15 protein-coding genes are annotated in these 17412 nt (G+C 62.7%); 8 read left to right on the top strand and 7 right to left on the bottom strand.

What is annotated here, in order from left to right:
* Window positions 1-17: 17 nt before the first annotated feature.
* The gene (locus VEB01_RS02980) at window positions 18-1508 is read right to left on the bottom strand and encodes a hypothetical protein (RefSeq protein ID WP_324872661.1); all 1491 of its coding nucleotides are present in this window, start codon (window positions 1506-1508) and stop codon (window positions 18-20) included.
* A gap of 384 nt (window positions 1509-1892) precedes the next feature.
* On the opposite strand from VEB01_RS02980, the gene VEB01_RS02975 reads away from it, so the two are divergent.
* The 3 genes from VEB01_RS02975 (at window position 1893) to VEB01_RS02965 (ending at window position 4543) form a co-directional block, all read left to right on the top strand.
* The gene (locus tag VEB01_RS02975; protein WP_324872659.1) at window positions 1893-2342 is read left to right on the top strand and encodes a CBS domain-containing protein; all 450 of its coding nucleotides are present in this window, start codon (window positions 1893-1895) and stop codon (window positions 2340-2342) included.
* A gap of 83 nt (window positions 2343-2425) precedes the next feature.
* The gene (locus VEB01_RS02970) at window positions 2426-3148 is read left to right on the top strand and encodes a sulfite exporter TauE/SafE family protein (RefSeq protein ID WP_324872658.1); all 723 of its coding nucleotides are present in this window, start codon (window positions 2426-2428) and stop codon (window positions 3146-3148) included.
* A 33-nt stretch (window positions 3149-3181) separates the two neighbouring features.
* A complete protein-coding gene (locus VEB01_RS02965) occupies window positions 3182-4543 on the top strand; it encodes a PQQ-dependent sugar dehydrogenase (protein WP_324872657.1) in 1362 nt (453 codons plus the stop codon).
* 324 nt (window positions 4544-4867) lie between these two features.
* On the opposite strand, the gene VEB01_RS02960 is transcribed toward VEB01_RS02965, so the two are convergent.
* The 3 genes from VEB01_RS02960 to VEB01_RS02950 form a co-directional block, all read right to left on the bottom strand.
* Window positions 4868-6205 (bottom strand): erythromycin esterase family protein, encoded by a 1338-nt coding sequence (locus VEB01_RS02960; RefSeq protein ID WP_324872656.1) that lies wholly within the window; start codon window positions 6203-6205, stop codon window positions 4868-4870.
* A gap of 100 nt (window positions 6206-6305) precedes the next feature.
* Window positions 6306-7070: a hypothetical protein gene (locus VEB01_RS02955; RefSeq protein ID WP_324872655.1), complete on the bottom strand. Its 765-nt coding sequence runs from the start codon at window positions 7068-7070 to the stop codon at window positions 6306-6308.
* Window positions 7071-7157: 87 nt separating this feature from the next.
* Window positions 7158-7301: a hypothetical protein gene (locus VEB01_RS02950; protein ID WP_324872654.1), complete on the bottom strand. Its 144-nt coding sequence runs from the start codon at window positions 7299-7301 to the stop codon at window positions 7158-7160.
* 418 nt (window positions 7302-7719) lie between these two features.
* Here VEB01_RS02950 and VEB01_RS02945 point away from each other — a divergent pair, with 418 nt between their 5' ends.
* The 4 genes from VEB01_RS02945 to VEB01_RS02930 all read left to right on the top strand — a co-directional run bounded on the left by VEB01_RS02945 (window position 7720) and on the right by VEB01_RS02930 (window position 12403).
* Window positions 7720-8817 carry a DUF3500 domain-containing protein gene (locus tag VEB01_RS02945; protein ID WP_324872653.1) on the top strand — a complete coding sequence of 366 codons (1098 nt, stop codon included), beginning with the start codon at window positions 7720-7722 and terminating at the stop codon, window positions 8815-8817.
* A gap of 39 nt (window positions 8818-8856) precedes the next feature.
* Window positions 8857-9924, top strand: coding sequence for a sodium:calcium antiporter (locus VEB01_RS02940; protein ID WP_324872651.1), 1068 nt, complete (start codon window positions 8857-8859; stop codon window positions 9922-9924).
* A 476-nt stretch (window positions 9925-10400) separates the two neighbouring features.
* On the top strand, window positions 10401-10847 hold the full coding sequence (locus VEB01_RS02935; RefSeq protein WP_324872650.1) for an archease: 447 nt from the start codon (window positions 10401-10403) through the stop codon (window positions 10845-10847).
* Between the two features lie 125 nt (window positions 10848-10972).
* A complete protein-coding gene (locus VEB01_RS02930) occupies window positions 10973-12403 on the top strand; it encodes an RtcB family protein (protein ID WP_324872648.1) in 1431 nt (476 codons plus the stop codon).
* 35 nt (window positions 12404-12438) lie between these two features.
* Here the strand turns inward: VEB01_RS02930 and VEB01_RS02925 are convergent, their stop codons facing one another.
* The 3 genes from VEB01_RS02925 to VEB01_RS02915 form a co-directional block, all read right to left on the bottom strand.
* Window positions 12439-13824: an MBL fold metallo-hydrolase gene (locus VEB01_RS02925; RefSeq protein ID WP_324872646.1), complete on the bottom strand. Its 1386-nt coding sequence runs from the start codon at window positions 13822-13824 to the stop codon at window positions 12439-12441.
* Window positions 13825-13947: 123 nt separating this feature from the next.
* Window positions 13948-14235: a ParB N-terminal domain-containing protein gene (locus VEB01_RS02920; protein ID WP_324872644.1), complete on the bottom strand. Its 288-nt coding sequence runs from the start codon at window positions 14233-14235 to the stop codon at window positions 13948-13950.
* A gap of 117 nt (window positions 14236-14352) precedes the next feature.
* On the bottom strand, window positions 14353-17022 hold the full coding sequence (locus VEB01_RS02915; RefSeq protein ID WP_324872642.1) for an AMP-binding protein: 2670 nt from the start codon (window positions 17020-17022) through the stop codon (window positions 14353-14355).
* Between the two features lie 153 nt (window positions 17023-17175).
* On the opposite strand from VEB01_RS02915, the gene VEB01_RS02910 reads away from it, so the two are divergent.
* Window positions 17176-17412: hypothetical protein (locus tag VEB01_RS02910; protein WP_324872640.1), on the top strand; the 237-nt coding region annotated here is incomplete at its 3' end.

Genomic DNA, 17412 nt, shown 5'->3' with positions numbered 1-17412 from the left:
AAAAATCCACTTCTCCCCTACTCCCGAATCGGCCGCAGTAGTTTTTCCAAAAGTCGTGAATCGTCGAAATGCCGCCTGCCGAGGAACGCAATGGCATGGGTTCCCCATTGACGCATGGCGCCGGAGCTGGGGATGCCCATAGGCCAGAATAAAAACCGTTCGGGCCGCTCGCTTCCCCGTACCAAGCCGTCCGGGTCGAACAAGCTTCGGTGCCGGCCATTCGGCGCCGGCAGCGTGCGCAGCTCGTCGTAATCGAGCCAGTCGTAAGCGGTTGCCGGCGCCGGTACGGCCCGCTCCGGCGTGATGTCCTGAATGAAATGGGTCCTGGAAGCGAGCCTGATGGCCAGCCGTTCGCCCGGCTTGAGGCGGGAGATCGGGGTTGGCGACAGGACCGGCTCCGAGCCGTCTTGGGGCTGAACGACCCGATAGCCCTCACCCGGAAAAATCTGATAGTAACAGCCGCAGGGATGAATGCTGTCGTAAGCGAGGGGCTTCCCGTCCGCCCCCAAGGTGACGCGCCAGATGAACCCGTCGAAGTGCCCTGCATAAATGTCCAGGGAGCCTTCCGCTGGGCGGGCCGGGAACCAGATGAGGTAATTGAGCTGTAGCAGCACCTGCCGGCCGATGCGGGTGTGGGAAGCCAGACGGTAAACGACCGGTATCGTCACGTCGAGGTAGGCTTTTCCGTCCGCCCCGATGCGAGCGATGCCGATGCGATCGTTGTCGCTCTTGGTTTCGACCGTCCAGATCGGAGCGAAAGAAGCAAATAACCGGTCGAGCTGGTCTTCGGCAGGTTCCGGAATGCCCAGAGGATTGGCCGCCGATTGTCGGAGAATCCTGGCGACATCGGCTGCTCCGAGGGTTTCCGGTGCGGGCGGCGCATAGCTAATCCGCCGCTCCGTGCCAGACAGGTTTTCATGCTTCCCGAGAAAAGGCCGGCGCAGTTCCCGATGCACCCGCAAGACACCTTCGGCGATCGCCCAGCGGGTGAGCGGATAGAGGCCGAGAACCCGCTCCCAGGTCGAATAGGCATCGGGCACCTTGGCGTGCTCCAGCAACCGGAATCGCCGGGCCGGGGATTTCAGGTCCCGCTCGGCGAGAGCGTGCCCGCAGACATCTACCGCAGTCCTGACCCTGAGTCCGAACGGAGTATGGACCTGCAGTCGCGTCGCGGCTCCGGACGGCAGGTTGCGCCACTCGATCAGCCGGGCGGTTTCATCCAGTTTCCGCAAGCGCTCGACCCAGGCCGCATAAGCCTCGTGCGATAAATCCTTGTTCACAAAAGAAGCCAGGAATCGATCGATACGAAGATGGGGAAAATCCGGAATGAGCGCCGTGCCCGCATCCGCCACCCCGTGCTCGGCCACGAGCCGATCCATCTCGCCGAAAAAGCGCTCGCAGGCGGCTTCCCGACTCCGCGGCGAAGGCAGAGGCTTCAGCTCGGCGCACGACTGAATGAGCAGGACGAGCACTGCACCGACTACCGCTAAGCCTAGCGAGCGAACCATGAACAATCACCCTGCCTTTGTGCCCGATTCTCTACTTAGAGCTTGCCTGGCAGAAGCAGTTTTTACCATAGGCGTCTTATGGGTCATGGGGTCATGGGGTCAGGTCTTGAATTAACGCATCCGGCCGAACTCTGCGTTCCACTCGACCCGCGCCCGCAGGGTTGTTCGGTTTTTCAAACTCCCCGTAAGAGCGGGCGGATGAGTTTCTGCGTTGTAGGATAAACCCGAATATCCGGTCAGGGCACTGAGCGGGCAGATCATATTCCGCACGTACGAATACGGCTCCGAACCTTCCCCTGCGCTCCCTGTCCCATTCTTACGGAGCCGTGAGTCCGCGGCTTTGATCCTCAACATGATGAAAAGCTATGAAAGCGGAGGAAAACCATGGAAGTCCGAGAGATCATGACCCCCAACCCGATTTGCTGTATGCCGAACACCTCGCTGGAAACCGTCGCGCGGGCGATGGTGCGGCACGACTGCGGCGAGATACCGGTAGTTGAAAACGAGGAATCCATGCGGCTGATCGGCGTCATCACCGACCGCGATATCGTCTGCCGCACCATCGCCCAAGGCAAGGACCCGATGGGTATGACCGCCAGGGAATGCATGTCGACCCCGGCGGTGACGGTGACGCCGGAGACCCGCCTGGAAGATTGCTGCCAAGTAATGGAAGACTATCGGATCCGGCGGGTGCCGGTAGCGGATCAAAACGGGTGCTGCTGCGGGATGGTTTCGCAGGCCGATATCGCCCGGCGCGCCCCGACCGAGCAGGCAGCGGAGGTGCTCAAGGAAGTTTCGCAACCGAGGAATACCGCAGAACCGGCCATGGCCTAGCGCGGGAGACGGCTCGGGCCGGATTATTTTGGCGTGAATCAGCCATCGGCCATGGATGACGTGGCCCGACTCACGCCACGATAATGTTCGCCTGGGCTGTCGCTATCGGCGCTGTCGCCGGTGCCATTGCCGCGGTAGCCGGTTTCGGAATCGGCAGCCTGCTCACGCCATTGTTGGCCCTGGAAACCGGGACCAAGCTTGCGGTGGCGGCGGTGTCCATACCGCACTTGTTGGGCACGGCGCTACGTTTTTGGCGGCTGCGCGAGAATGTCGACCATCGTGTGTTATGGCGTTTCGGCCTGACCAGTGCGACGGGCGGTCTGCTCGGTGCTTGGCTGCATACCCGCACGAGCAATCCCGTGCTTAATCCGGTGTTCGCGGGGCTATTGGTCTTCGCCGGCATCATGGGATTGAGCGGACTGGCAGAGCGGCTGCGATTCAAAGGAGCCGGAGCGTGGATTGCCGGAGCCTTGTCGGGTGTCTTCGGCGGCCTGGTCGGTAATCAGGGCGGTATCCGATCGGCCGCCATGTTGGGCTTGAACGTTCCGAGAGATGCTTTTGTCGCCACCGCTACCGCGATTGCGCTGATGGTGGACGGCGCGCGGGTGCCCGTCTATCTGTTGACGGAGGGGCACCGGCTCCGGCCGATGTGGCCTCTGATCGGGGCGGCCACGGTGGGCGTGCTGGTCGGCACGATCGGCGGCGAGCGCATTCTCAAGCGCATCCCGGAAAAGCTGTTTCGGCGCATAGTCGCGGCCCTCGTCCTGGCTCTCGGAATCTGGATGTTCCTCAGCAACGGTAGATAACCTGCCTATTGAGCATTCGAATAAGGAGGAGAAATGAAAACCGAAGGCACACCCATCACGCGAACCGCCTGTTCGCTGACATTCATTTTCGCCATCAGCGCCTATGCCCAGCATTCTGCCGCCGCGCAAGCGCCCGGCGCCGAGTCCGGAGGACCGGCCGCCCGATCAGCCGGCGAGTACGGCAGGCCCAAGCTGCCGCCACCCTATGCCACGCCCTCGGCGATCCATTTTTCAAAAGTGATCGGCTGGCCTGAAGGCAAAACACCCGTCGCGCCGCCGGGGTTCAAAGTGACCCTGTACGCCGACCGCCTGGATTATCCCCGCTGGCTGTTCGTCTTGCCCAATGGCGATGTGCTGGTGGCCGAGGCCCGCACCGAACCGAAGCAGAAGGGAGAGTCGGGGCAGGACGAGTTCGAACGGGGCATGATCGAGTCCGCCACCGTGGGCAAGAGCGCCAACCGGATCACCCTGCTGCGCGATGCAAACCATGACGGGGTCCCGGAATTGCGCTCGGTGTTCCTGACCGGCCTCAACCAGCAGATGGGCATGGCGCTACGGGGCGATACCTTCTATGTCGCCAATACCGACGGCGTGGTCGTGTTCCCCTATCGCACCGGAGAAACGCAAATTACCGCCAAAGGCCGCAAGATCCTGGAGCTGCCCGCGGGCGGCTACAACAATCACTGGAACCGCAATCTCCTGTTCAAGCCGGACGGCAACAAGCTCTATATCGCGGTGGGGTCGGACAGCAACGTCGGCGAGCACGGCATGGAGAAGGAACGCCGCCGCGCCGGCATTCTCGAAGTCAATCCGGACGGCAGCGGCGAACGGGTGTACGCCTCGGGGCTTCGGAATCCGCAGGGCCTGGACTTCGAGCCGGTTACCGGCGCCTTGTGGACGGCGGTGAACGAGCGTGACGAGCTGGGCGACGAGCTGGTGCCCGATTTCATCACCAGCGTACGCGAGGGCGGCTTCTACGGCTGGCCCTATTCGTATTTCGGACAGCACGAGGACCCGCGCCGCAAGGGCGAGCGGCCCGATTTGGTGGCGAAGGCGATCGTGCCGGATTATGCGGTGGGCGCACATACGGCCTCTCTCGGATTGGCGTTCTACAAAGGCACCGCCTTCCCGGAAGCGTACCGCGGCGGCGCCTTCGTCGGCCAACACGGCTCCTGGAACCGTTCCATCCTGGCCGGATACAAGGTGCTGTTCGTGCCGTTCAAGGACGGCAAGCCCAACGGTCCCGCGCAGGATTTCCTCACCGGGTTCATTGCCGGCGAAGGGAAGCGGGAGGTCTACGGCCGACCGGTGGGCCTCGCCGCCCTGCCGGACGGCTCGCTTCTGGTCGCCGACGACGCCGGCGGGAAAATCTGGCGAGTCAGCGCCGTACGGTAGAGCATTTTTCGCTATGGTGTGGCGGCAGCACCGATGCGGACGGCGCTTAATAAGGTGCCGCTGACCGCGGCGTTTTTTGGAGCGGGGGGCCGCCCCGCATGCGGGATACTTTCTTTTGTGTGGCCAAAAGAAAGTATCCAAAGAAAAGGCCACCCGGCGAGCGTCCTGATCCTGTGCGTCACCGCCTGGCACCGGGGCCGACCGAAGGCACGTCCCTATGCCCCGGTCGCCGCGCGCAATCCATTGCGCGCCCCTTTGGGCCGATCCGGTCCCAGGCGACGATGCTCGGGGACGCCCGAACGGGACGAAGACGGGTCGCGCCCGCTATACGCCGACCGGATAGGTTTCCGCCGGTTCTTCGGCTTCTCGCAGGGCGATCCGCTCCAAAGGTTCCACGGCCCGGGTTCGGTCGTAGTGGAGCACGGCATCGAACTGCTCGGCCAGCCGGGCTTCGAAGTAGTGGCTGATGCGCTCGGTCTCGGGGAGATAGATCACGCCGATGGCGCGTTCCAGACGGGTCCGCGGCATCAATTTCGCCACTTTCTCGTCGCGGATGTTCAGCAGGAAGCTCCCCAGTCCGGTAGCGTGGAACAGGTCCTCGTAGCTGCCTGGCAGGGCCGGCCGGACCCGTTTCAACTCGGCCGGCGCGCCCCAGTCCGAGGCCGCCATGACCGTGCCGTCGTAGGTCGTGAACCCCGCCAGCACGGCATCCTTCCCATAGCGCTCCCGGACCAGTTGACCGACGTTCAGCTCGCCGTTCCAGCCCATCTGTGTGGCGCGGGCGTCGCCGATGTGCGAGTTGTGCTCCCAAACCACGATCTTGGCGGGGGTTCCCCGGCGGCTCAGGTGCCCGCACAGGGCTTCGAGCGTCTCGGCCATGTGCCGGTCGCGGAGGTTCCAGGACGATATACGGCCCCGGTACATCCCCCGGTAGTAGGCTTCCGCGTTTTGGATCAGCCGGGCATTCTGCTCGGCGAAGAAGAATTCGTCCTCCGCCGCACCTCCGTCGGTCCGTACGTAATCCGCCACGTGCCGGCGGAGTTCTACCAGTTGCTGCACGGCTTCATCTTCGCAGTGTTCGGCCAGATCGAACCTGATCGAAAAACCATAGGCTTGGGGATCTCCCCTGAAATTTTCGAAGCAGGCATAGCGGTGCCCGGCCTGCCGGGCGGCCTCGGGATCGACCGATTCGAGATATGCCAGAACCGCTTCGATGGAGGTGTACAGGCTGTAGAGATCCAAGCCGTAAAAGCCGGCTTTCGCGTCCGGAGGCAGCGCATCGTTATAGGCGCGGAGCCAGTCGATGAAAGCGAGGACATCGGCGTTGCGCCACATCCACTGCGGAAAGCGTTCAAAGCCCGCGAGCGCGTCGGCAGCGGTGCCCTCGCCGAGGCCGCGGACATAGCGATTGACCCGGTACGCATCGGGCCAATCGGCCTCCACCGCCACGGCAGTGAATCCCTTCTCCTCGATCAGCCGCCTGGTGATCTCGGCGCGGGCACGGTAGAACTCGTGGGTGCCATGAGTGGCTTCGCCCAGCAGAACGAACCGGGCGTCGCCGACGATCTCCAGAAATGGGTCGAAATCCCGCGCTTCTCCGACAAGCGGGGTAGCGGCTTGCCCAATGGCCTGACTGAGCGGGTTTGCGTTTTCGTGCGCCATGGACGCCTCCTTCTGTTCGTCCAAAATTCCGAATCGAACCGGGGGCTGGGACCGGAGCGATGGGGCGTAAGTCCGCACGGCGGCGGAAAGCAAGAGCCGCTCACTTCCACTCGCCCGTGATCAGCGGCTGCACCGGATGCTGTGACTTGCGCAATCTCAGGTCCTTGAAGATCTCCGCGGTGGCTAGAGTCTCGTCCTGCGGATCCAGAGCGACCCCGAGCTCCTTCTCAGGGTCCTCGTGCGCTCCGATCATCAGCAGCTCGACCCCTTCGTAGTCGAGCAATTCCGGCGGATCCGCGCTCAGAAAGCGACGCCTTCCGAAGCGCTCCTGCAGGTGCTTCGGAAACCGCGCCTTCTGGCCCTTCCCAAGACCCACACCTGGCGGAGACGGCTGCTCCGGATTCTTCACGCTGATTATGTAGCTCGCCTCTTTCTCGATGTTGAGCTCCTGTTGGACCTCGCCCGGGCGCTCCGGCAGCTCCAGCGCATAGGCGAAGTGCGTGTGTCCCTCGTGGCTCACGATCGAGTAAACGCCCTCGCCGGCGGGTCGCGTGGCCGGAACCTGGCGCTCGCCGCGCGTCTTGGTGCCGTAATGCTGTTCCTCCAGCTCATCGCGCAGCGCACGGGGATCTTTCACCACACGATCGACGAATCCCCAGTAAGGCTCGCCGCCATCGTGGACCTCGGGCAGCCGCTTGCGGCCGATCACGATGAGGCGATAGCGGTCCTTGCCGTACGGGCTCAGCACCGTATACAGGCGTTGTATGTCGCCTATCTTCTCCGGATCCTCCTCCTGCACGCGAGGACGGTAGAGGAAGTACACGTTGCCCTCTTCGATGACTGTCGACTTGCGCTCCTGTGTCATAGGCACCTCGTAAATCCGACACAATCCCCGATAATTGGACATGATCGTAAGGGCGGCGTTGCAGGCACATCGGCAGCAGCTTTTTTTTCAACTGCCGGAGTTCACCGCAGTCTGACGGTACATGGACGCCAAGTCCTCGGAACGCATGACGGACATCTCCGCCGTCGCGGCAAAGCGCATGACATCCGTCATGAAGATGTCCACCACGCGGGCATCGCTGTGCGGCAGCATGCCGTATACCCTCCCCCGATCTGATAGCGCATCGGCCGGTAGACCGCGCTTCTGTCGTCGTCGCCGATTCCCGGCGGAACATCGCTAAAGTCTTCCCGTGTAACGAGGCGGAATCGCACCGCTTCGAGCCGGTCTAATGTCGCAAGGACCGAACTCGGCCTGTTTCGAGGACACCGATCATGCCTACTCCGCTCACCCCGACCGAAGCTGACTTTCCACAATCTTATGCAGGGGACGGCATGGTCGAAACTGATGTTACCGTACCGCCGGTCGAGCCACCGATCGAGCCTCCCACCGAACCGCCTATGGAGCCTCCGGCCGAGCCTCCCACCGGGCCGCCGACCGAGCCCCCGACGGAACCTCCCACTGAGCCGCCGTTGAGTGACCGATCTAGCTCCTCGGACCGAGGGTCATACCGATGATCGCACAGGCAACCGCCCGGAGCGCACAACTGGCGCTGGCATTCCTCGACACGCTCAGCCCGGAGCAACGCTCATACACCGTGCTTCCTTTCGCGCACGAGACGCTCCACCACTGGAGCTATTTCCCGCGACACCGGCTGGTGACCGTGCTGCTCGACAGCCTCGGCACGCTCAAGCGCCTGCGCCACGCACTTTCCCCCGCTCGGGCCGGAGAACCGCCGAAGGCCCCTGGGCGTTGGAACTTGCAGGGACTCGCCTTCCGGGACATGACGCCCGCGCAGCGGACCGCCGCCGAGGCGCTGCTCCGGTTCAGCCTCAGCGAAGCGGGCGGGCGAAAGGCCGAGCGCATCATGCAACTGGAAACCGTCCTGCGCGAGACCGGGCACTTTCCCCGCACCCTGATCTACGACCCGGAGCAGTATGCGTTCAGCGTGTTCGGTGACCCGAGGGTTTCTCCATGGGGCTGGCGGCTGGAGGGCCATCACCTCGTGCTGCATTTCATGGTGATCACGGACGGCCTCGTCAGCGTCACCCCTGCCTTCTTCGGGGCGCACCCCGCCGAAGTGTCCACGGGTCACCTCAAGGGTCTGCGCACGCTGGCCCCGGAGCAGGATCTCGGCTTTCAGCTGCTGCGAAGTCTGACCGAGGAACAGCGCCGACAGACGATCATTGCCTCACAAGCGCCGGCCGACATCATTACCGGCCCGCGTCAGCGTGAGACGCTGCACGAAACGGCAGGCTTGCCGCTCGGCAAAATGAATGGTTCACAGTGCGATGTGGCCCTGACGCTCATCGGAGAGTACGTGCACAACGTCCGAGGTGAGTTTGCCGAGACACAACTGCGGCGCATCCAGGAGGCGGGTATGGATTCGATCCATTTCGCCTGGGCCGGAGCATTGGAACCCGGACAGGGCCATTATTACCGCCTGCATGGCCCTACGGTCCTGATCGAGTACGACAATACGCAGAACAACGCCAACCATATCCACACGATCTGGCGTGACCCGACGAACGATTACGGGACCGATTATTTGCGAGAGCACTATGCGAACAGCCATCCCGGGCACGGCCATGTTCACGGGGGCTCTCGCTGAGAGGTTGCGGCGAGGCGTCTCACTGCTGAGGCAATCGAAATGCTCCGTTTTGAGTTTCTTGCTCCGGGATGGAATGCTTTTCTTTTCGGCATTGCCGGAGCTGTGGTCTGGTATGCCGGCATCCGGCTGACGCAATATGCGAAACTGATCTCGGATCGGCTGAGTGGGCAGCAGGCACTTATCGGCACTCTGCTGCTGGGAGGCGTTGTTTCGCTGCCGGAGATGGCCACTTCCGTTTCAGCCTCCCTCATCGGCAATGCTCCGCTGGCCATCAATATGCTGCTCGGAGGCATTGCGGTCACAATGGCGATCGTCGCCATCGTGGACGCGATTAGGGGCTGGGAGCCTCTGTCCACCGATGTTGTCCATCCCATCATTCTGCTTCAAGGGGCGCTGGTGGTGTTCTTTCTTACAGTAACGGCCGCGGGAATGATCGCGGGAGACAGGCCCATCCTGAACACCGGCATCGGCGTTTGGACCAGCGCGCTTTTGCTGCTTTACCTGTTGTTCGTGTGGCTCATCAAGCGCTATGAGAGGAGCACGCCGTGGATACCCAAGCGCACCTCAAGATCGTCCCCGGTCCAGCTTAAACCGGCCTCTATCGAAAGCCGAAGACCAAAGCAACACGCTCAGGCATCGATGGGGATATTGATCCTGCGAATCTTGGCGGTCAGCACGGTCATTCTCCTAGCGGGATTTATTCTGGCCAGCACCAGCGATGCACTGGCCGAGCAGACCGGATTGGGCGCGAGTTTTATCGGAATGGTCCTGGGCGGCATCTCGACTTCGTTGCCGGAGCTCAGCACAACCCTTTCGGCGGTTCGGCTGAAGCAGTATGAGATGGCCTTCGCCGATGCCTTTGGCACGAACCTATTTTCGGTCATGCTTCTTTTTTTCGCGGATGCCGCTTATCCGAAGCAGCCTATCCTCAATGAGGCGGGACGATTCTCGATTTTCGCCATCCTTCTCGGCATCGCCGTGACTACCGTCTATTTGGCCGGGCTGATCATGCGGAGAAACTACGTTGTTTTCAAAATGGGGATCGATTCTTTCATCGTACTTTTGCTCTACGTCGGCGGGCTGATTGTCCTCTTTCATCTTCGTTAGAGTGTTTTCAGCTCTGATGTACGGTCTAAGTAAGGAAGCCGCCGTTGGCGGCGTCTTGTTTTGGAGCGGGTCTCGCCCCGCCGGCGAGTTTCGCTGCGAAGTCCATCCCTGGACTTCGCCCTTCGGGCCAGCGTTCCGCTGTCCCAATTCGCTCCCGGCGAATTGGTCTTTTGCTTGCCCAAAAGAAAGAAACCAAAGGGCACCCGATGGCGCGCTGATCCTGCGCGTCGCCGCCTGGAGCCGGGGGCGACAAAAGGCACCATCCCTGTGCCTTTGTCGCCGCGCGCAATCCATTGCGCGCCCCTTGCGGGCTGGTCCGGCTCCAGCCAGCGATGCTCGGGCGCGCCATGACGGGACAATACCGAAAATCCATACATTCGAAAACGCTCTAGCCTCATGCAACTTACAACGCTTTTGAACCATATCCCATGCCACCGTTCGAGAGCGCCGTCAGTCAATAAGGAAGGAAATAACCCATGACCACCCCCGACCAAACCGCCACCCAACCCCGCGACTGGGAACTGTTCCCCCACGCCGCCGACATGGGCGTACGCGGCTTCGGCGCCACCGTCGAAGAAGCCTTTGCCCATGCGGCCCTGGCTTTGACCGCCATCATTTCCGAGCCCGATTCGGTGGGCACCGCACAATCCGTCGAGGTGCGCTGCGAAGCCCCCGACACCGAACTGCTTTTGGTGGACTGGCTTAACGCGCTCGTCTATGAAATGGCGGTGCGGGGACTCTTGTTCGGCCGCTTCGAGGTGACCATCGAAGACGGCAAGCTGACCGGCCGGGCCTTTGGCGAGCCGGTGGAGCGGGAACGGCACGAGCCGGCCGTGGAAGTGAAAGGCGCCACTTATACCGAGCTGAAAGTTTACCGGGAACCCGGCGGCCGGTGGGTGGCCCAATGTGTGGTAGACGTATAACTAGTCCGGATATTTCACCCGCAAATCCACTACAACGTCGCACGGCGCGCGTATCCACATGCTTCCGGTCACCGCAGGCCCGGACGCTCGCCGTACCCGACAATCCGCTTCCAAAGGCTTACCCCATGGACATCTCATCTTTAGAAAAGATTTCAGACTACGAATGGCGCATCCCGGCGAAGGGCGACATGCGCGTCCCCGGCGTGATTTATGCCGACGAGGCGCTCGTCAAAGGTATGGACGACAAGGTTCTGGAGCAGATCGTCAATGTCTGCCGGCTGCCGGGCATCGTCGGCGCCTGCTACGCGATGCCGGACGCCCACTGGGGCTACGGTTTCCCCATCGGCGGCGTGGCGGCCTTCGATCCCGAAGAAGGCGGCGTGGTGTCGGCGGGCGGCGTCGGCTTCGACATTTCCTGCGGCGTCCGCACATTGCACACCGGACTTTCCGCCGGGCAAATCCGGACGGCCCAGGCGGAACTCGCGGACGAGCTGTACCGGACCGTTCCCGCCGGCGTCGGCAGCACCGGGCACATCCGCCTGACCGCCCATGAAATGGACGCCATGCTCAAAGGCGGCGCGTGCTGGGCAGTGGATCGCGGCTTCGGCGAACCGGAAGACTTGGCCCACATCGAGGAATCCGGCTGCATCGAGGGTGCCCGGCCCGAGTGCGTCTCCCAACAGGCCAAGCAGCGGCAGCGCGATGAAGTGGGCACCCTGGGCAGCGGCAATCATTACCTGGAAGTGCAGGAAGTGACGGAGATTTACGATCCCGAAATCGCCCGCCGCTTCGGGCTGCGGGAAGGCGACGCCTTGGTCACCATTCACTGCGGATCACGCGGCCTCGGGCATCAGATCGGCACTGACTATCTCAAGGAAATGGTCGCCGCTGCCGCCGGTTTCGGTATCCGTCTGCCCGACCGGGAATTGGCCTGCGCCCCGATCGGATCGCCCCTGGGGCAGAAGTATCTCGGCGCTATGAAGGCCGGCATGAACTGCGCTCTGGCCAACCGGCAGGTCATCACGCACCTCGCCCGGCAGGCTTTCGCCGCCGTGCTGCCCGACGCGGCGCTCACGGTGCTCTACGACGTATCCCACAACACCTGCAAGATCGAGGAGCACACAGTCGACGGCCGACGCAAGCGCCTGTACGTGCATCGGAAGGGCGCGACGCGGGCTTTCGGGCCCGGCCACCCATCGCTGCCCGAGGAATTCCGGAAGGCCGGCCAGCCGGTCATCATCGGCGGGAGCATGGGCACGGCCTCCTACATCCTCGCCGGCACCGAGCGCGGCGAAGCGGCGTCCTTCTCCTCCGCCTGCCATGGCGCGGGCCGCGCCATGAGCCGGCACCAGGCCACCCGCCAATGGCGTGGACGGGAACTGGTCGATGCGCTGGCGGAACAAGGCATCCTCATCCGCAGCCCTTCTCTGCGCGGCGTCGCCGAGGAAGCGCCGGGCGCCTACAAGGACGTGAGCGCCGTGGTCGAAGCCGCCGATCGGGCCGGTTTGGCGAAGAAAGTGGCTAAGCTCAAGCCGATCGTCTGCGTCAAGGGCTGAAAAAATCGTCCGCTCAACCCGGGGGCGACCGATACTCATTCGAGGGGATAACCCGCCGCCCTCCATGCCTTCATGCTGCCCGGAATGTTGTAAACCTCTTTGAATCCGCCGCGTTTCAGCATACTTGCCGCGATGCTTGCCCGGTAGCCGCTCCCGCAATAAGTGACGATCGGTTTGGTGCGATCGAAGGAGTGGAGATGATCCTGCAAAAAAGGCGCGTAGAGATGCAGGGCCCCCGGAATATGGCCTTGCTGCCATTCGGCGGGGCTGCGCACGTCCAGCACTTGGAGGTCGGTCCAGTCGCTGTCGATCCATCTCTTCAACTGGTGCACGCTTAGTTCCGATATGCGTTCGAAAGGCAAGCCCGCCTCGAACCAGCCCCGCATGCCTTTGCCCAGATAGCCGTCGTTTTTTTCAAACCCGGTGCGCAGCAGATGACGCTGAACCGTCTCGAGATCGTCTTCTTCGGCTAGAACCAACAAAATCCGCTGGTCTGGCTTTAGCATCCAGCCGGCCCACACCGGAAACTCCTCCCGCAAGGCAATATTGAGCGCGCCTTGAATATGTCCTCCGCCGAAAGCTTCGATCTCACGGGTATCGAGGACCACCGTGTCGGGCTTCCCCATCTCGATTTGGAACACGTGCGGATCGAGCATCGGAATCGGCGGAACGCAGGCCAGCACCCGAGGCCCGTGGGTATTCACGTCCTTGAGATGCGAGTAGTAGAACGGGGCGGGTTGCAACGATCCGAGTTCGTTTTTGACGAACTCGTCCTCCTTATCGATTTGCAGCTTCGGGTTATGCCGCCGCTCGTAACCGAGCGTGCTGGTCAACCGGTCGCCGATATCGCCCCCGCACGGCGAGCCTTTGCCGTGTGCCGGATAGATTTCCAGCTCGTCGCCCAGCGGCAGGAGCTTATCGAAGAGCGAGTGATAGAGCTGGCGGGTCATTCCCTCGGCCTGTTCCGCCCCGAGCAGATCGGTGCGCCCGATGTCGCCGCAGAACAGAGTGTCTCCCGTAAAAACTCCCCACGGCGCTTTGGCCCCCTTGCCGCCGCTCACCCGGTAACACACATGCTCGGGCGTATGCCCCGGCGTGTGGAAAGCCTGCAACGAGAGATTTCCGACCTGAATCGTATCGCCATCCTTGACGGCTTCGTGCTCGAATGTGCGTTGGTTCGATTCGCCCGCATAAATCGTCGCGCCGGTCTGTGCCGAGAGTTCCCGGCTGCCCGATACGAAATCCTCGTGGACATGCGTTTCCAGGATGTGGCTAATGCGAACATCATGGGTTTTGGCGATATCCGAATAGATTTCGATATCCCGGCGCGGGTCGATGACGGTGCAAACCCCGGCGCTCTCATCGCCCAAGAGATAGGACAAATGCGAAAGTCCTTCCGATCTGACGGTCTCCAGAAACATGATTGCCTCCTACTGCTAAACACCGGCACTTACCGATAACGGCCAGTTGCTCATGAACGGAACCGCGGCACCGCTCCGGCCGATATCGGCGTGAATCTGTTCTTTGGGGCCTGAGAAGGCCCGCTACTCCTCATCCAAATAGGTATCCCGGACGGTCCCGAGCCGCGTATTGCCGTGTACCACCGTGCCATCGGAGTCAATAACCTCCACCTGAAAGCCGGGATAGGTTTGGCGGAAGCGCTCCATCTTCCACTTTTCCACGCTCAAATCATTCTTCGCCGGAGACTCGAAGGGGTACTGCGGCAAGCCCATGCGGTCGCCGCGCACATCCCGGCCGTCCAAGTGGAGAATGCGTACCGCGAATCCCTCCACGTCCCAAATCTGCTTCTCCACGTTCATGACCTTGGCCATAGCCTCCCTCCGGTGCCCTACCCCGCATCACGAACAACCATGCCGAAACGCAGGGCGCGGCGGGCCGATAATGACTGTCCATGTCAGCGCCTATTCAAACAGCGTTTGCGCCCGAGCTCAGTCCGACTTGAGCTGCGCGACGCGGTCATGCAGCGCCGCGGCGATGCGCTGCTCGGGGCGCTCGCCCCGGCCCTCCTGCTCCAGTTTGTCCGCGGTCGCCGGCGGACCGAAGCGAACCTTGATCGGCCGGAAGCGGGGCACCCAACTCCCTACGGGTAGAGCCACATAGCTTCCGCTGATCCGGACCGGGACGGCCGGCACGCGCGCCGCGCGAAGCAACAGACCGATCCCGGATTCGAAAGACCGCAGCTCGCCGCTCTCGGAACGGCCGCTCTCGGCGAACCACACCAGGTTATCGCCCCGCCTGAGCGCCAACACGCCGAGGGCCAGACTAGCCAAAGGACCGCGCAGGGGATCGATCGGCAACGTGCCGGTCGAGCGGCTGGCCTGACGCATGAGAGCGTTCCTGAACATGACCCCGGTATAGCCCGCCCAGCGAGTCCTCTGGAGTTGTTCCCGCGGCAGGACGGCGGCGATGGCCATGGGGTCCAGGTAGCTGACATGGTTCGGGGTCAGGACGAACGGCCCATTCGCGGGCAGATGTTCCAGTCCCTCGGCCTCCACCTGAAACGCCCGGTCCATCAACCAGCGATCGAAGCCGAACAGGAGAACTCCCAAGGCGCTCGACCAGGTTCCCGGCGGCTCGATCCAGCGGAGTTGATCCGCGTCCAGCAGAGTCTCGGGCTGGGATAGCCGCGCCAACGGGTCTTTGACTTCGCCCGCCATCCCGCCGCCCGCCTCGGAGCCCTCCCGCAAGAGGTCACGGACGGTCTGCACGCGACTGATGGTTTCCTCATCGAGATCGACCCCGGTAGCCGCGCTCATCTCCAGCGTCAAGGTCAGCCATTCCAGGGAATCCACACCCAGATCCAGTTGGAGGTTGGCGTCCGGCGTCAGGCGCACATTCGGAAATCGCTCGGCCAGCCATTGCCAGATTTGCCGTGCGGTCGGCTCTTCGAGCACTTGCTGATCCTCGGGCGCCATTCGCTCGATCGGCAGCGGACCGACCTCTTGGGCCGCCGCTTTGCCCTTTTGTTTGGCTTGCTCGTAGATCTTGTCGAGCTCGTGACGCCGGAGCTTGCCGAGATGGGTCCGGGGCAGCGGGTCCGGCGTGATGGCGTAGTCGCCGAGCCGGTGATGGGACGGCAGCTGCCCGGACTGCGCCTCGATGTCCCGGCGGATCAGCGCTTCGAGATCCCCGCCCTCGCGGGTCGCGGCAGGGGCCGGAACGACCAGGGCCACCAGCCGGCCGCCCTTCTCCAGTACGCCGACCTCTTTGATGTGCGGGCCTTGGCTCAGAATCTCTTCGATATGCTCGGGACGGATGTTTTCGCCGCCCGGCAGCACGATCATTTCCGAGGCGCGCCCGGCCAGGCGCAGGTATCCGTCGTCAAAATAGCCGAGGTCGCCGGTGCGGAAAAAGCCGTCGGGGGTGAACGCCTCTCGGGTCTTGTCGGGCAGGTTTCGATAACCCGAGAACACATTGGGCCCCTTGGCCAGCACCTCGCCCTGTTCGGCCGGCGGCTCGGGTTCAGCGATGCGGACTTCGACACCTGGCAGAGGGGTTCCGGCGGTATCGAGGCGGCCCCGGTCCGGCAGATTGAAGCTCAGCAACGGCGAGGTTTCGGTCAGGCCATAACCCGTCGCGACGTCGAAGCCCAGGCCGACCAGCTTGAAGGCCAGATCCGGCGCGAGCATCGCGCCGCCGGAGAGCATCATCCGCAGTTCCGGACCGAACTGGCGGTGCAGGGGCGCGAATAACCTGCGGCCGATGCCGACTTCCGAATGCCGGCGCAGCGCGGTCGCGAGATCCAGGCCAAGATGAAACAGCCTGTCCGCCAAGCGTCCATGCTGTCGGACTTGGGCTTCGATCGCTCCGAACAGCGCCTCGTACATCCCAGGAACGCCCACCAGGAACGTGGCCTTCCCCTCCTTGAGCGCCCGCAAGAGCTCGGGGCCGGTAAGAGACAGCGGAAAAATGATCGGAACTCCCGCGGCGAACGGCGTCACCATCCCAACGGTGAACGCGTAGACATGATGCAGCGGCAGCGGCACCAGGAAGCGGTCCTCCTCTCCAATCAAATGGAGATCGAGCTGGGCCTCAATATTGCTCGCGAGATTCCGATGGCTCAGCGGCACCCCTTTCGGAGGGCCGGTCGTTCCGGAGGTATAGAAGAGGACGGAAGTATCCTCGGGCGCAACCGTCGCGAACGTCTTCTCCGCATCGGAGCCATAGCGCTGCCAGTGGTGGGCGTCGTCCGGCTTTCCGTCCAACAGGATCGGGTGGAGGTCGCGTTGCGGATCGATGCGCTCCAGGCGGGCGAGCTGGCGTTGCGTGGTAAACAGCCAACGGATTTCGCTATCTGCGAGCACATGACGCAGGTCTTCCTCTCCCATCTGGGCATCGATCAAGACCGGCACCATCCCGGCCTCGATCACGGCAAGACAGGCCATTACCCACTCGGGACTGTTGGGCGCGAACAGCCCTACCAGATCGCCCGGCCGGAGTTCCGCCTCGCTGAGCCCTATTCCCAAGCGGTGTGCAGAGCGAGCCAATTTCCCGAAGGACCAGGTTTCGGTGCGGCCCTTCAGGAAGGCCACGATCGCCGGCTTTCCGCCATACCCGGCGAGCTGCCTGATGAATTGCTGTAAGGTTTCGATCGCCATGTTCGATCCGTTATGGGATGGCATTCCCCGTAATGCTTAGAAGAACGCGATCGTGGGTACGTTCCCGCCGAGATATTGTTTAGTATCCCCCGGACAGCAGCGGTTTGCGCGCGATGGATGATACCGGGTGCATTCCGAGGTAGGCTGGAAAACGTGGACACCCAAGTTTCCAATGATGAGACGGACGATTGCGTCGCCATTTTTTACGAAACCTTTTGGGACATCCCAGTCTCCAAAAGGAGCAAATTGTGGCGACGAGTATTGCCTTCGGCGCCCCGGCCGTCCTGCGTTCGACCGGTCCCGACCCAACCAGGGGTCGGGACCTGGCTCCACAATGACTCGACGCCCGGTCGCGATGCCTTGTGGGTCGCCTACGACCGCCGCTCTCGC

The sequence above is a fragment of the Methylocaldum sp. genome, assembly GCF_035627495.1.
Taxonomy (GTDB): Bacteria; Pseudomonadota; Gammaproteobacteria; order Methylococcales; family Methylococcaceae; genus Methylocaldum.
The sequence above is the reverse complement of the archived record's forward strand: the minus strand, read 5'-3'. Positions and strand labels throughout refer to the sequence as shown.

Bases quoted from the DNA above. Each gene is read 5' to 3' on its own strand.
- VEB01_RS02915 (WP_324872642.1), bottom strand. From the start codon at position 17,022: ATGGCGATCGAAACCTTACAGCAATTCATCAGGCAGCTCGCCGGGTAT.
- VEB01_RS02930 (WP_324872648.1), top strand. From the start codon at position 10,973: ATGGACATCTCATCTTTAGAAAAGATTTCAGACTACGAATGGCGCATC.
- VEB01_RS02940 (WP_324872651.1), top strand. From the start codon at position 8,857: ATGCTCCGTTTTGAGTTTCTTGCTCCGGGATGGAATGCTTTTCTTTTC.
- VEB01_RS02920 (WP_324872644.1), bottom strand. From the start codon at position 14,235: ATGGCCAAGGTCATGAACGTGGAGAAGCAGATTTGGGACGTGGAGGGA.
- VEB01_RS02960 (WP_324872656.1), bottom strand. From the start codon at position 6,205: ATGGCGCACGAAAACGCAAACCCGCTCAGTCAGGCCATTGGGCAAGCC.
- VEB01_RS02980 (WP_324872661.1), bottom strand. From the start codon at position 1,508: ATGGTTCGCTCGCTAGGCTTAGCGGTAGTCGGTGCAGTGCTCGTCCTG.
- VEB01_RS02925 (WP_324872646.1), bottom strand. From the start codon at position 13,824: ATGTTTCTGGAGACCGTCAGATCGGAAGGACTTTCGCATTTGTCCTAT.
- VEB01_RS02955 (WP_324872655.1), bottom strand. From the start codon at position 7,070: ATGACACAGGAGCGCAAGTCGACAGTCATCGAAGAGGGCAACGTGTAC.
- VEB01_RS02950 (WP_324872654.1), bottom strand. From the start codon at position 7,301: ATGCTGCCGCACAGCGATGCCCGCGTGGTGGACATCTTCATGACGGAT.
- VEB01_RS02965 (WP_324872657.1), top strand. From the start codon at position 3,182: ATGAAAACCGAAGGCACACCCATCACGCGAACCGCCTGTTCGCTGACA.
- VEB01_RS02945 (WP_324872653.1), top strand. From the start codon at position 7,720: ATGATCGCACAGGCAACCGCCCGGAGCGCACAACTGGCGCTGGCATTC.
- VEB01_RS02970 (WP_324872658.1), top strand. From the start codon at position 2,426: ATGTTCGCCTGGGCTGTCGCTATCGGCGCTGTCGCCGGTGCCATTGCC.
- VEB01_RS02935 (WP_324872650.1), top strand. From the start codon at position 10,401: ATGACCACCCCCGACCAAACCGCCACCCAACCCCGCGACTGGGAACTG.
- VEB01_RS02975 (WP_324872659.1), top strand. From the start codon at position 1,893: ATGGAAGTCCGAGAGATCATGACCCCCAACCCGATTTGCTGTATGCCG.